This is a genomic window from Vibrio algivorus (assembly GCF_030161215.1).
GTDB lineage: Bacteria > Pseudomonadota > Gammaproteobacteria > Enterobacterales > Vibrionaceae > Vibrio > Vibrio algivorus.
Genome location: NZ_BSPV01000009.1, coordinates 307,598 through 320,514 on the forward strand (window position 1 = coordinate 307,598; position 12,917 = coordinate 320,514).

A 12,917-nucleotide genomic window follows, 5' to 3' on the forward strand; every position below is an offset into this window, starting at 1 on the left:
CTGGCATTTCATTTAAGGATTGACGTGAATTACATCATCATCAAAGACAGCCAGCAACTTACTGAGGTGTGCCAAAAAGCACGTTTAGCCGATGTTGTGATGCTTGATACCGAATTTGTACGAACGCGTACTTATCACCCACAGTTAGGGCTTATTCAGCTGTATGACGGCGAACAATTGGTATTGATTGATCCGCTTGAGATTGATGATATGCAAGCTTTTTCTGAGTTGCTGAGTGACACATCAGTAACAAAAGTTTTGCATGCTTGCGGTGAAGACTTAGAAGTCTTTCAACATGCGTTTGGTTGCACGCCGACGCCAATGATTGACACTCAATTGATGGCCGCTTTCTTAGGTTACGGCTTATCAACGGGGTTTGCCGCGTTGGTTAACGATTACCTAAGCGTTGAGCTCGATAAGAGTGAATCTCGCGCCGATTGGTTAGCACGTCCATTAACCGATAAGCAGCTTGATTACGCCGCTGCGGATGTTTTTTATTTGCTGCCATTGTATCAACAATTGTTAGAGCAAGTGGAAGTTAAAGGTTGGCTCGAAGCCGTTGAGCAAGAGTCACAACTACTTGTTGAAAAGCGATTGAAACAAGTTAAACCAGAGCAGGCGTATTTATCGGTTAAAGGTGCGTGGATATTAAAACCGCAACAATTAGCGATCTTAAAAATCATTGCTCAGTGGCGCTTATTGGAGGCACAAAAGCGAGATTTAGCGTTAAATTTCATCGTTAAAGAAGCCAATATGGTCGAAGTGTGCCGCAATGAAATGACCAGCCTAAAAGAGATGAATGAAGCAGGCTTCGATCATCGTGAAATTCGTCGTCATGGCAATACGTTAATTGAAATGGTGAAACAAGGCCAAGCAATAGCTGAGAGTGAATGGCCAGCTAAGATCACTCGTTTAATGGATAATCCAGCCTATAAGCAATTATTCAAATTACTTAAAGATGAAGTGAAATTAGCTTCAGAGTCATCAGGTCTAGCTACCGAGTTCTTAGCGTCGAAAAAGCAGCTTAATCAATTTATTTCTTGGGTATGGAATAAAGACCGTAACCCAGAGCAATTACCGGATGTCATGCAAGGGTGGCGCAAGGAGATTGTTGGCGAGGCGTTGAATAAAAAGATGAGTTAATAGAGGTTTCTAGGCTGCTAGTTCCTAGTCCCTAGAAAAAGAAAGAAACAGGAAAAGAAATCAAAAAGCTGAACCATTTTTAAGTGGTTCAGCTTTTTTATGTTTTGGAAGCGTTCAAAGCCTAGGAACTAGGGACTCGTAACTAGGAACTTATTCTTCTTTTTCCGGCAACTGAATATTTAACTCTAACACCGAAAGATCATCATCACCTTGTTCTAAGCTAACGTTAACCATTGATGGATCAACGGAAACGTATTTGCTCAATACTTGTAGGATATCTTCTTTTAACTGAGGAAGATAAGAAGGATTGGCGCTTCCTTGGTTACGACGCTCAGCAACAATGATCTGTAAACGTTCTTTGGCAAGGTTAGCAGTATCTTTTTTCTTCGGTCGGAAGAATTGCAGTAATGACATATTAACCCCCAAATAAACGTTTAAAGATGCCTTTCTTCTCTTCGGTTAGGAAGCGAAACTCTTTCTCTTCACCGAGTAGGCGGTCAACTGCGTCGCTATAAGCAAGGCCCGCATCAGATTCATTATCGTGAATAACAGGTACACCCTTGTTTGAAGCATTCAACACGGCTTGGCTTTCAGGAATCACGCCAAGTAAAGGGATGTGCAAAATGTCTTCTACGTCAGTCACACTGAGCATTTCACCGGCATTAACACGTCCTGGATTGTAACGAGTTAATAGAAGGTGTTGCTTAACCGGCTCTAAACCCTGTTCGGCACGGAGTGATTTAGAATCCAATAGCCCTAAGATACGGTCGGAGTCACGAACAGAAGAGACTTCAGGGTTGGTTGTGATCACGGCTTCATCAGCAAAATACAAAGACATTAACGCACCTTGCTCAATGCCCGCTGGAGAATCACAGATAATGAAGTCAAAGCCCATATCGTGTAATTCAGTCAATACACGTTTTACACCGATGTGAGTCAAAGCATCTTTATCGCGAGTTTGCGAAGCTGGAAGAATATATAGATTGTCACAACGTTTGTCTTTGATTAACGCTTGGTTAAGAGTCGCTTCGCCATTGATAACGTTGACAAAATCGTAAACCACACGACGCTCACATCCCATAATAAGGTCGAGGTTACGTAAACCAATATCAAAATCGATGACAGCGGTTTTCTTTCCTCTTAATGCAAGACCTGAGGCAATCGCTGCGCTAGATGTAGTTTTACCTACACCCCCTTTACCAGACGTCACGACGATAGTACGTGCCATTTCATTTCCCTTTATGTTGAATCTTAGACTGAATGTTTGATGCTATTGTCACATCAAATGCTTAATTTTTATATACCCTTCGTATTTGAAGCTGCAGCTTCAATTACTTTAGCTATAAACAATTATTTTTATTTGATTTTGTCGAAATTTAATTGTTCATCTTGCAGTGTGACGAGCATTTTTTGCTGCCAGTGTTCGGAAGCAATTTGATCACTTAAATGATAATGCCCAGCAATGGATACCAATTCTGCTTGTAGGACATCGCATAAAATCATCGCACCTTTTTGACCACTAGCGCCGGCTATAACACGACCGCGGCAGGTTCCGTGTATTTGAACACTACCATCTGCAATGACTTCTGCGCCCGCACTGACATGATTCAGAATCACAAGATCACCGCCTTTTGCGTAGACTTGTTGACCTGATCGAATTGGTGTACGAACGACTTTAGTTGGTACGATTTCAGCAGGCGCTTGATAGCCGGATTTACTGGTCGACATCACAGCAAAACCAGCATCAGTTACCTGTTTTTTAATCAATGGCGTTTGGCAACCAGTCACGCCAACCGGAATCATGCCAGCTTTCACAATGCCCTGACGTAAGCTCGCGAAATCTATGTCAATTTGTGGTGCTTTCTCAATGTCGACAACCAGTGGAGCATGAGTGAAAAATGCTGGCGCTTGTTCGACTTTGTTGTGTAAAAATTGCAGGCAATCTTCGACATTATCTTCAGTAAGATGAAGCACGGATAAAGCAAAACTACTGCCTTTTAAATCGGGTTTGGTAGCCATAGAGATGATTACTCTGAATGTTGAATGCACGAAAAAATAGTCATTACTGAAAATGCTGGAATGAACATTGGAAACAGTAACAATATCAAGACTCACAATGTTATAGTCTATTTAAAGCATCATTAAGTTAATTGCCTGTCATAATGATAAAAAATGAGGCTAAATCCAAGTGAAAGTCGTTGTGATACCTGTGTTTGGCTAGTATATGCTCAAACCCGTACTTTAGGTTACTTGGATATAGATAAATAAACATTAAAAAGGATCGATTATGTTGTGCTCTGTTTATAAAAGCAGCAAGAAAGAAGGCATGTACCTCTACATTCCGAAAAAAGATGATTTTTCAGATGTGCCAAGTACTCTACTTGAGATGTTTGGAAAGCCAACGTTCGTGATGGTAATGAAAATGGAAGGCCGTAAGCTTGCTTTAGTGGATATTGAAAAAGTAAAGCTGTCACTAAAAGACGATGGTTACTTTCTACAATTGCCACCACCGCCAGTGAATCTATTGGATGAATATAAAGCTCGAAAATCAGAGCAGTAAAATAAAAGGATAAGTATGAATATTAAGCCACTCAGCATTTCCACAATACTGTTATCCGGTTTAGTGAGCTTTTCAACGATTGCTACAACTGAAGTAGCAGTTACGGTAGATGATACTGCCACACAAGAAACAAAATTTAATGCTTATCTTGAGACATTAAAACAAGAAGCAAAAGAAAAAGGCATTACCGACGCGACCATTCAAGCTGCGTTTAAAGATGTGGTTTTTAAGCCACACTCAGTGAAAGCGGATAATAATCAGCCAGAGAAGAAATTAACACTCGATGAATATATTCCTCGTGCAGTACCTGCATGGAAAATAAAGCAAGCAAAACGCTTGTACCATGAACATTTCGATGACCTGAAACGCATTGGTGAGACCTACGGTGTGCAACCTCGCTTTATTGTCGCGTTATGGGGGGTAGAAAGTAATTTTGGTCGTTATACCGGTAATCATAATGTGGTCGGTGCTTTATCTACTTTAGCCTTTGATGGTCGTCGTGAAGCCTTATTCCGTAAGCAAACGATAGCGGCTCTACAAATTATCGATGAAGGCCATATTAGTGCGGAAGATATGAAAGGCTCATGGGCAGGGGCGATGGGCCAGTGTCAATTTATGCCCACTTCATTTTTAGCGTATGCACAAGATGGTAATAACGACGGTAAGAAAGATATTTGGACCACCACTGCTGATGTGTTTGCCTCTACTGCCAATTATCTAAAAACCGAAGGTTGGGACGATAAATACACTTGGGGACGTCAAATTCAAGTACCACATGGTATCGACCCTGAGTTACAGGGCCGTGATGCTGAGAAAGGTAAATACTTGCAAGAATGGCAAAAATTAGGAATTACTAACCTAGATGGATCGTCGTTACCTAAGTTAAATGAAGACATCAAAGCATGGCTGATCATGCCGGATGATGAAGCAGGCCGAAGCTACTTGGTATACAACAATTACAATGTATTAATGCATTGGAATCGTTCTTATTATTTCGCTCTAGCGGTGAGTACCTTAGCGGATGAAATTGTTGATAAAAACTAATTTTGCTACACAAATGGATAATAAAAAGTAAAGTAATGTAAATTCACTATTACTTCATATCTTTTTTGCTTAAAACTCGGTATTTTTGAAGGCTGTCACGCTTCTTTGTGGCAGCCTTTTTGTTTTCAAAATTAATATCGAGACCTCAATATGCGAGTAAACCGTTTTAATGTGGGATTATTATCGACTGTTTTGGCTATAGGAATTGCAGGGTGTGACTCTCAATCTTCTGAATCACAGCAACAGTCTAAGGCACCGCAAGCCACACCTGTCGAAGTCATTACTATGACGAAAAAGCCAACGACCATGTACAGCGAACTTCCAGCTCGAGTGGTGGCGACAAGAGTGTCAGAAGTGCGTCCACAGGTCACGGGAATTTTGCAAAAACGTTTGTTTGAAGAAGGACAACTGGTTGAGCAAGGTGATGTGTTGTATCAAATTGATCCTGCGCCTTATCAAGCCGATGTCAATAGTGCTCAAGCGGCACATGTCAAAGCCAAAGCGGATGAAGCGGTTCTGAAAAAAACGGCACTGCGCTATAAAGATCTCGTGCAACGTAAATTGATTAGCCAAGATGAATATGACACGGCAGATGGTAATTGGCAGCAAGCCAAAGCTCAATCTGCGGTTGCACAAGCGGCACTCGATAATGCAAAAATTTCTCTGTCATACACTAAAGTGACAGCACCGATTTCAGGCCGCATTGATATTTCGAATGTGACTGAAGGGGCGTTAGTAACTGCCAATCAAGAAGTCGCGCTAACGACTATTCAGCCGCTTGACCCTATCTATATCAATATGACGCAATCTTCTTTGTCTATGGCGAAGATTAAGAAAACCTTAGGTTCCAATGACAATCCTAAAGTAGGTGTGAAGCTGGAAGATGGTACTGAGTACGATCAAATGGGCACGCTGACTTTCTCTGGTACTAAAGTCGATAGCTCGACAGGTAGTGTAACCTTGCGCGCCAAAGTACCTAACCCTGATTCGATTCTATTACCAGGCATGTTTGTGCGTGCTGAAATCGTGATTGCTGATCAAAAACCGATGTACACCTTATCGCAAGCATTAGTGAATTTTGGCCAAGGTGGTCAAGCAACGGTATTTGTGGTTGAAGACGGTAAAGCCACCATTCGTCCGGTCAAAACAGGTTCGACGGTTAATGGGAATAAGTGGGTGATTGAGTCTGGGCTTAAAGATGGTGATCAAGTCATCTCAAGTAATTTAATGAAACTTCGTCCTGATGCCCCTGTTTCTATCGTGTCTGATGATAACGATGCGAAAAGCACCCACAAATAGGAAGTAGACTCATGGTGAGATTTTTTATCGATCGCCCAATATTTTCTTGGGTAATCGCAATATTGATCATGCTGGCAGGTGCTCTGTCAGTGATCAGTTTGCCGGTGCAGCAGTATCCAACGATTGCGCCACCGGCCGTTACAATCAACGCAATGTATCCAGGGGCATCGGCCAAGACAGCTGAAGATTCTGTTACGCAAGTTATCGAACAAAACATGACGGGTTTAGATAATTTGCTGTATATGTCGTCGTCGAGCAGTTCTTCAGGCTCAGTTTCAGTGACGCTAACCTTTGCGCTAGGAACCGATCCTGATATCGCTCAAGTACAGGTACAAAACCAATTACAACAAGCGACGAGTCAACTACCTAGTGAAGTGCAAAAACAAGGTTTGAGTGTTCGTAAATCATCGGCATCATTTATGTCGGTAATGGCGTTCATCTCGACTGATGGCAGCATGACACAAAGTGATATTCAAGATTACGTAAGCTCTCATATTGCCGATCCACTGAGCCGTTTAAATGGGGTAGGTGATGTACAAGTTTTTGGTTCTCAATATGCTATGCGTTTGTGGCTCGACCCAGCTAAGTTAACCAGCTATCAATTAACCCCGATTGATGTTTATCAAGCCATTGAAGCACAAAATACCGAAGTCACAGTAGGTCAAATCGGTGGTGCACCATCGGTTTCAGGACAACAAATTAACGCCACCATTACGGCGCAAAATCGCCTAGAAAGTGTCGATCAATTTAAAAACATCTTATTAAAAGTTCGTTCTGATGGCTCTCAAGTACGAGTGAAAGATGTCGCACGAGTTGAGCTTAATGGTGAAGATTTAAGTGTGCTCGCACAGTTTAATGGTAATGGTGCATCAGGTATTGCGATTAAACTCGCGACCGGTGCAAATGCGATTGATACTCAAAAATTGGTCGATGACAAAATCGCAGATCTAGCTCAATCGATGCCAGAAGGGCTCAAAGTGGTGAAAGCCATGGATACGGTTCCTTTTGTTAAAATCTCGATTGAAGAAGTAGTCCACACACTTATTGAAGCTGTTGTGTTGGTATTTTTGGTTATGTTGCTGTTCTTACAGAACTTGCGTGCGACTTTAATTCCAACCATTGCTGTACCTGTCGTGTTATTGGGTACTTTTGGTGTGATGTCTATTATGGGCTTTAGTGTTAATACCTTGACGATGTTTGGTATGGTACTTGCCATCGGCTTGCTGGTGGATGATGCCATCGTAGTGGTCGAAAACGTTGAGCGTGTGATGGCGGAAGATAATTTGCCACCATTGGAAGCTACTCGTAAAGCCATGGGTGAGATCACCGGTGCCTTGATAGGTGTTGCAATGGTGCTATCTGCAGTATTTGTTCCAATGGCCTTTATGAGTGGTTCGACAGGAGCGATTTACCGACAGTTCTCCCTGACTATCGTATCGTCAATGGTGCTATCGGTGATTGTGGCGATGATCTTCACACCGGCATTATGTGCCACTATGTTGAAGCCACATCATGGTGAAAAAACGACGGGTTTCTTCGGTTGGTTTAACCGTCAATTCAATCGCTCAAGTGAAAAGTACACCAATGGTGTGAAAAAAGCGCTCAGTCGTCCAAAGCGTCTATTTGTTGTCTACGCGGTCATGTTGCCTTTAATTGGTTGGATGTTCACCTCTATTCCGGCAAGTTTCTTACCAGAAGAAGACCAAGGTAACTTTATGGTGATGGTGCAATTACCAACAGGGGCAACATTAGAGCGTACCGAAAACGTCATGAAAGATGTTCGTGAATACTTTGAAGAAAATGAAAAAGATACTGTGCAATCATTCTTCCAAGTTTCTGGTTTTAGTTTTGTTGGTCAAAGCCAAAATGCCGGTATGGGCTTCTTAGAGTTAAAAGATTGGTCAGAGCGTACAGAGCCGGGTCAGGATGTAAATTCGATCATTGGTCGAGCTATGCAGCATTTTAGTCAAAATAATGAAGGTGTGATTTTTGCCATCAACCCGCCTGCGATTCGTGAGTTAGGCCAAGCAACCGGTTTTGATATGTATTTAGAAGATCGTACCGGCATTGGTCACGATAAACTGATGGCTGCACGTAATACATTATTACAAGCCGCGAATCAAAATCCAGCATTGCAAAAAGTGCGTCCAAATGGCCTTGATGATCAAGCACAATTCTTTATTGATCTTGATTACGAAAAAGCCAAAGCGTTAGGCGTGAGCATCAGTGACATTAACCAAACCTTGTCGATGGCATGGGGCTCATCTTATGTGAATGACTTTATCGATCAAGGCCGAATTAAACGTGTTTATATTCAAGCCGATGCACCATATCGAATGACGCCAGATGACTTAAATCATTGGTATGTGCGTAATAATGAAGACAAAATGGTGCCATTTAATGCCTTTAGCCATACGCGTTGGGGTATGGGTTCTCCAAACTTACAGCGTTACAATGGTAACTCAGCAGTGGAGATCTTAGGTGAAGCCGCACCGGGTTACAGTACCGGCGATGCGATGGCTGCGATAGAAGATATTGCTAAAACCTTGCCAGATGGCGTTGCAGTGAGCTGGACGGGGATGTCGTACCAAGAGCGTCAGTCTGGTGACCAAGCGCCCATTTTATATGCGTTGTCTATGTTGATTGTATTTTTAAGTCTCGCGGCTTTATATGAAAGCTGGACAATCCCGATGGCGGTTATTCTAGTCGTACCACTGGGGATACTTGGGGCACTTGCAGCTACAATGATGCGCGGATTAGAAAACGATGTGTACTTACAGGTAGGTTTATTAACAACTATTGGTTTATCGGCCAAAAATGCCATCTTGATCGTTGAGTTTGCAAAAGACTTGTATGAGAAAGGTATGGGATTAGTGGAAGCCACATTAGAAGCATGTCGTATGCGTTTGCGTCCTATTTTGATGACTTCATTCGCCTTTATTTTAGGTGTACTACCGTTAGCAACCAGTACCGGTGCAGGGGCAAACTCTCGTCATGCAATTGGTACTTCGGTAATTGGTGGGATGTTGACTGCAACCTTCTTGGCTATCTTCTTTGTACCGCTATTTTATGTCGGCGTAATGAAGTTGTTTGGTGTAAAAAGGAAGGAAACTAAACCTGAATCACAAACCTCTTCAGAGCCACAAGCGGCGATTGAGTCGAAAGATTAGTCTGAAAAGCAACGAATAAAATAGAAATATAAAAGGCAGTGAGTATTAAACACACTGCCTTTTTTGTCTTTATATATCGCTATAAGCGAGTGAGTTTTAATTAACCTGAACTCTGGATAAGAAAGTCAATTAAAGATGTATATCAATAAGGGATGTTTTATTGTTGTTCAGAATAATTACTTCGAAAAGTTCTCACACGCGTACATGGTGTTTTCAATGAGGCTTGCTACCGTCATTGGGCCAACGCCACCAGGTACGGGAGTAATGTGGCTAGCATTGTCTTTCGCGACATCGTATTCCACATCACCAATTAGTTTGCCATTTTCCATGCGGTTGATACCCACATCGATCACAATCGCGCCTTTTTTAATCCAAGCACCCGGAATAAAGTTTGGTTTACCGACAGCGACAACCAGTAGGTCTGCTTGTCGTACATGGCTTTCAAGATCTTTAGTAAAGCGATGACAGGTAGTCGTTGTGCAACCCGCCAGCAATAACTCTAGTGTCATTGGACGGCCAACAATATTCGATGCACCAACAACGACAGCATGTTTTCCGCGAGTATCAATATTGTAACGCTCTAGCAGAGTGATAATACCTTTTGGGGTACAAGAACGTAGCTTAGGAATACGTTGAGATAAACGGCCCACGTTGTATGGGTGGAAACCATCCACGTCTTTTTCTGGGTGAATCGTTTCTAAAACTTTTGTGCTATCAATGCCAGCAGGAAGAGGGAGTTGAACTAAGATGCCATCAATTTCAGGGTCATTGTTAAGTTGCTCAACCATTTCAAGCAATTCTGCTTCTGTGGTGGTTGTCGGTAAATCATAAGACTTAGAAACAAAGCCAACTTCTTCACAAGCACGGCGCTTACTTCCAACATAAACTTGAGATGCAGGATCGCTGCCTACTAGTACAACAGCAAGGCCTGGTGCACGTAAACCAGCGTCAACACGAGCCTGAACACGAGCTTTTACTTCCGAACGAACGGTTTGAGATATTAACTTTCCATCAATAATTTGAGCAGTCATGGTTTTCCTTACGATCCTCATTAGACTAGCAGTAGTAGACAACGCGGCGTATTGTCGCAAATTATGTGATCAATATCCATAACGCAAACGTTTGCTAATGAGGTTTATTTTCATCTTTACCAAAGAATGGAAACCTGACTGAATAATTGCCTGAAATCAGCAATGCCTTTTTTTTCAGCACTTAAACTATAATCCACCATAAAGCCATTGACCTAACGTATTCATCTCGTATAATCCTCCACTCAAAGCGCCCTTAGCTCAGCTGGATAGAGCACCTGCCTTCTAAGCAGGTGGTCACAGGTTCGAATCCTGTAGGGCGTGCCATATATAAAGAAACCCCAGATAACTTAATCAGTTATCTGGGGTTTTTTGCATTCTATCTACAATCTTTTTGCAGCTTAATCAGCCAACTCTATCGCAGTCGGAAAGAGAATCGTATCTTCTACGTGTATATGATTGATTAAATCTTGGCAAAATTCTTCACAGACTTTATAGCAACGTTGCCAGGTTTGGCAGGCTTCTTCTGGAGCTTGAAAATTCTGAGTCACTTGCTGCAATGCCACTACAATTTGATCGGCTTCATTATGCTCATGGGTCATTACGCGGATTGGGTTGCTTATGTGACCAAAGCAGGTTTGTTGCGGTGTTTGTGTGGCAAGGCCTTTAATCGCTGGGAATAAAATTTGCTCTTCTTTGTATAAATGTGGTGTGAGTTCATTTACTAAAGCATGAATTAATGGTGTTAGTTTCTGAATGGTCTCAGACTCTTCAGCATGTACTCGTAGCAGTTTATCCGCCATTTCAATTAATTGTGGCCCGGTTTCTCGAATATATTGATGATGAGTCGATTCAATCAAATCAGCAAGTTGATCTGCCGGCATCGATTCTAGTTGGTTTAATTGATCTTGAGTTAGGTTTGTTTTTCCACATTGTAAGCTCATAATATGCTCCATTAATCAGTGCTGTTCTCATCATAACGTTTCGATTAAGTATGGGCATTGGCTTTAAGTGGTATTTTAAATGCAACTTAGTGTTTGTTGATTTAGATCAACTTGAATAGGGGGAGTTAATGCCCTTGTTTAAAAATAGAGCAAATCTTCTGTCAAATCACAAAAGTTCAATATTGTATCAGCTAACTAGTTTACTAGTCTGGTTGTTGTCGCTATTATGAGCGCATACATCAGGACAGAACTTGGTTGCCTTTCTTTTTGAATACCGTTTTCGGCTAACTTCCTATTTTCTTTGCTTGATGCTTGTTTGTTTTTAAGAGGTACAAGGTGTACTGGCTTAATTTAGCGTAAAGAGAATTTATTATGACTACCGTTACAACAGCGACAACAACAAAGCAGCCTTCATTGGTGGGTGGCGCTTGTATTATTGCAAGTGTCTGTGTTGGTGCAGGTATGCTTGGGTTGCCGAGTGCTGGAGCTGGCGCATGGACGGTTTGGTCTGTACTGGCCATTGCTTTAACCATGGCGGTGATGACGGTTTCGGGTTGGTTATTGCTAGAAGCATTTAAGCTTTATGATTTGAATGTTTCGTTTAACACGGTGACATCTGATCTATTGGGTGAGAAGGTGAATGCCTTTAATAACTTAACTGTGTATTTTGTAGGTGGAATTTTACTTTATGCCTACACCACATCGTTTGGGTTAATTTTGCAAGGCTCACTAGGGCTTGAAAGTAAAACTGCATCGGTCTTGTTTGTGTTTATTGCTTCTAGCGTGGTTTGGCATTCAACACGTGCGGTGGATCGTATTTCAGTGGTACTAATTTGTACCATGCTGCTAAGCTTTGTTTTTGGTGTGTTTGGCTTAACCGTTCATGTTGATTTCTCTTTATTAATGGATGTGGCAAACCAACAAGGGGAATACGCTAAATATGCCATGGCGTTGCTGCCGATAGCTTTAACCTCATTTGGTTATCATCACTCTGTTGCTTCAATGCGTGCTTATTATGGCGAAGAACGTAAAGCTAAATATGCGATTCTAGGTGGTACTTCGATTGCTTTATTCTTGTATGTGATTTGGTTGGTGAGTATTTTTGGTCATTTATCACGTGATTCATTTGGCCCTGTGATCGAGCAAGGTGGTAATGTTGATGTGTTACTGGGTGTGTTAGGTACCGTGGTTGCATCAGATAAAGTCTCTCAAGCGATTAATATTTTCTCGGTTTCTGCAATTTTATCGTCATTTATTGGGGTAGGTTTAGGGGTATTCGATTACATTGCTGACCTTTTCCATTTTGATAATCGTAGTAAATCAGGTCGTACTAAAACCTGGGCGGCCACTTTCATGCCACCGTTAGTGCTATCATTATTGTTCCCATTTGGGTTTATTTTAGCTATTGGTTATGCAGGTGCGGCGGCAACGGTATGGACTTGTATTATTCCAGCATTACTTGTGTTGAAAGCTCGTCAACGTAAAGGGGCAGAGCAGGGTTTTGTGGTTGCAGGTGGTAAATTGATTCCATATGCAGTTTTACTCTTTGGTGTTGCGACTGCGGTATTCCACTTCTTGACCATGCTTGATATTTTGCCGGTATTTAAAGGTTGATATTTGAAGGCTAATTGAGTCTGGTTTATAGAAATAATGTTAACCCTCAGCATGAAAGTGCTGGGGGTTTTATTTTATCGAGAAAAGAGATTTGGATGATAGCTTTGAAATCTGC

General features: G+C 41.8%; 11 protein-coding genes and 1 tRNA gene. 7 read left to right on the forward strand and 5 right to left on the reverse strand.

Annotation, left to right across the window (positions count from 1 at the left end; genetic code table 11):
- The first annotated feature begins 24 nt into the window (after positions 1 to 24).
- Complete coding sequence (gene rnd, locus QQJ93_RS13785; RefSeq protein ID WP_089123260.1) at positions 25 to 1,143, forward strand: ribonuclease D; 1,119 nt, start codon at positions 25 to 27, stop codon at positions 1,141 to 1,143.
- 150 nt (positions 1,144 to 1,293) lie between these two features.
- Here the strand turns inward: rnd and minE are convergent, their stop codons facing one another.
- The 3 genes from minE to minC all read right to left on the reverse strand — a co-directional run bounded on the left by minE (position 1,294) and on the right by minC (position 3,162).
- The gene (minE, locus tag QQJ93_RS13790) at positions 1,294 to 1,557 is read right to left on the reverse strand and encodes a cell division topological specificity factor MinE (RefSeq protein ID WP_027697031.1); all 264 of its coding nucleotides are present in this window, start codon (positions 1,555 to 1,557) and stop codon (positions 1,294 to 1,296) included.
- A gap of 1 nt (position 1,558) precedes the next feature.
- On the reverse strand, positions 1,559 to 2,371 hold the full coding sequence (minD, locus tag QQJ93_RS13795; protein ID WP_089123259.1) for a septum site-determining protein MinD: 813 nt from the start codon (positions 2,369 to 2,371) through the stop codon (positions 1,559 to 1,561).
- A 128-nt stretch (positions 2,372 to 2,499) separates the two neighbouring features.
- Positions 2,500 to 3,162, reverse strand: coding sequence for a septum site-determining protein MinC (minC, locus tag QQJ93_RS13800; RefSeq protein WP_089123258.1), 663 nt, complete (start codon positions 3,160 to 3,162; stop codon positions 2,500 to 2,502).
- Between the two features lie 268 nt (positions 3,163 to 3,430).
- On the opposite strand from minC, the gene QQJ93_RS13805 reads away from it, so the two are divergent.
- The 4 genes from QQJ93_RS13805 (at position 3,431) to QQJ93_RS13820 (ending at position 9,216) form a co-directional block, all read left to right on the forward strand.
- Entirely contained in the window at positions 3,431 to 3,703 is a 273-nt protein-coding gene (locus tag QQJ93_RS13805; RefSeq protein WP_089123257.1) for a YcgL domain-containing protein, read from the forward strand.
- A 15-nt stretch (positions 3,704 to 3,718) separates the two neighbouring features.
- On the forward strand, positions 3,719 to 4,747 hold the full coding sequence (locus tag QQJ93_RS13810; protein ID WP_089123256.1) for a lytic murein transglycosylase: 1,029 nt from the start codon (positions 3,719 to 3,721) through the stop codon (positions 4,745 to 4,747).
- A 150-nt stretch (positions 4,748 to 4,897) separates the two neighbouring features.
- Positions 4,898 to 6,046 carry an efflux RND transporter periplasmic adaptor subunit gene (locus QQJ93_RS13815; protein WP_089123255.1) on the forward strand — a complete coding sequence of 383 codons (1,149 nt, stop codon included), beginning with the start codon at positions 4,898 to 4,900 and terminating at the stop codon, positions 6,044 to 6,046.
- An 11-nt stretch (positions 6,047 to 6,057) separates the two neighbouring features.
- Positions 6,058 to 9,216 carry an efflux RND transporter permease subunit gene (locus QQJ93_RS13820; protein ID WP_089123254.1) on the forward strand — a complete coding sequence of 1,053 codons (3,159 nt, stop codon included), beginning with the start codon at positions 6,058 to 6,060 and terminating at the stop codon, positions 9,214 to 9,216.
- A gap of 176 nt (positions 9,217 to 9,392) precedes the next feature.
- On the opposite strand, the gene folD is transcribed toward QQJ93_RS13820, so the two are convergent.
- A complete protein-coding gene (gene folD, locus QQJ93_RS13825) occupies positions 9,393 to 10,247 on the reverse strand; it encodes a bifunctional methylenetetrahydrofolate dehydrogenase/methenyltetrahydrofolate cyclohydrolase FolD (protein WP_089123253.1) in 855 nt (284 codons plus the stop codon).
- A 247-nt stretch (positions 10,248 to 10,494) separates the two neighbouring features.
- Between folD and QQJ93_RS13830 the strand changes: the two genes are divergently transcribed.
- Positions 10,495 to 10,571: transfer RNA gene (locus tag QQJ93_RS13830), tRNA-Arg, on the forward strand.
- Positions 10,572 to 10,645: 74 nt separating this feature from the next.
- Here QQJ93_RS13830 and QQJ93_RS13835 read toward each other — a convergent pair.
- Positions 10,646 to 11,188: a hemerythrin domain-containing protein gene (locus QQJ93_RS13835; protein WP_160117484.1), complete on the reverse strand. Its 543-nt coding sequence runs from the start codon at positions 11,186 to 11,188 to the stop codon at positions 10,646 to 10,648.
- 372 nt (positions 11,189 to 11,560) lie between these two features.
- Here QQJ93_RS13835 and QQJ93_RS13840 point away from each other — a divergent pair, with 372 nt between their 5' ends.
- Positions 11,561 to 12,802, forward strand: a complete 1,242-nt coding sequence (locus QQJ93_RS13840) for an aromatic amino acid transporter (RefSeq protein ID WP_089123251.1) — start codon at positions 11,561 to 11,563, stop codon at positions 12,800 to 12,802.
- Positions 12,803 to 12,917 lie beyond the last annotated feature (115 nt).

What these genes read in the sequence shown, in the direction of transcription:
- minE (WP_027697031.1), bottom strand. Translation starts at nt 1,557, where the DNA reads ATGTCATTACTGCAATTCTTCCGACCGAAGAAAAAAGATACTGCTAAC.
- minD (WP_089123259.1), bottom strand. Translation starts at nt 2,371, where the DNA reads ATGGCACGTACTATCGTCGTGACGTCTGGTAAAGGGGGTGTAGGTAAA.
- minC (WP_089123258.1), bottom strand. Translation starts at nt 3,162, where the DNA reads ATGGCTACCAAACCCGATTTAAAAGGCAGTAGTTTTGCTTTATCCGTG.
- QQJ93_RS13805 (WP_089123257.1), top strand. Translation starts at nt 3,431, where the DNA reads ATGTTGTGCTCTGTTTATAAAAGCAGCAAGAAAGAAGGCATGTACCTC.
- QQJ93_RS13810 (WP_089123256.1), top strand. Translation starts at nt 3,719, where the DNA reads ATGAATATTAAGCCACTCAGCATTTCCACAATACTGTTATCCGGTTTA.
- QQJ93_RS13815 (WP_089123255.1), top strand. Translation starts at nt 4,898, where the DNA reads ATGCGAGTAAACCGTTTTAATGTGGGATTATTATCGACTGTTTTGGCT.
- QQJ93_RS13820 (WP_089123254.1), top strand. Translation starts at nt 6,058, where the DNA reads ATGGTGAGATTTTTTATCGATCGCCCAATATTTTCTTGGGTAATCGCA.
- folD (WP_089123253.1), bottom strand. Translation starts at nt 10,247, where the DNA reads ATGACTGCTCAAATTATTGATGGAAAGTTAATATCTCAAACCGTTCGT.
- QQJ93_RS13835 (WP_160117484.1), bottom strand. Translation starts at nt 11,188, where the DNA reads ATGAGCTTACAATGTGGAAAAACAAACCTAACTCAAGATCAATTAAAC.
- QQJ93_RS13840 (WP_089123251.1), top strand. Translation starts at nt 11,561, where the DNA reads ATGACTACCGTTACAACAGCGACAACAACAAAGCAGCCTTCATTGGTG.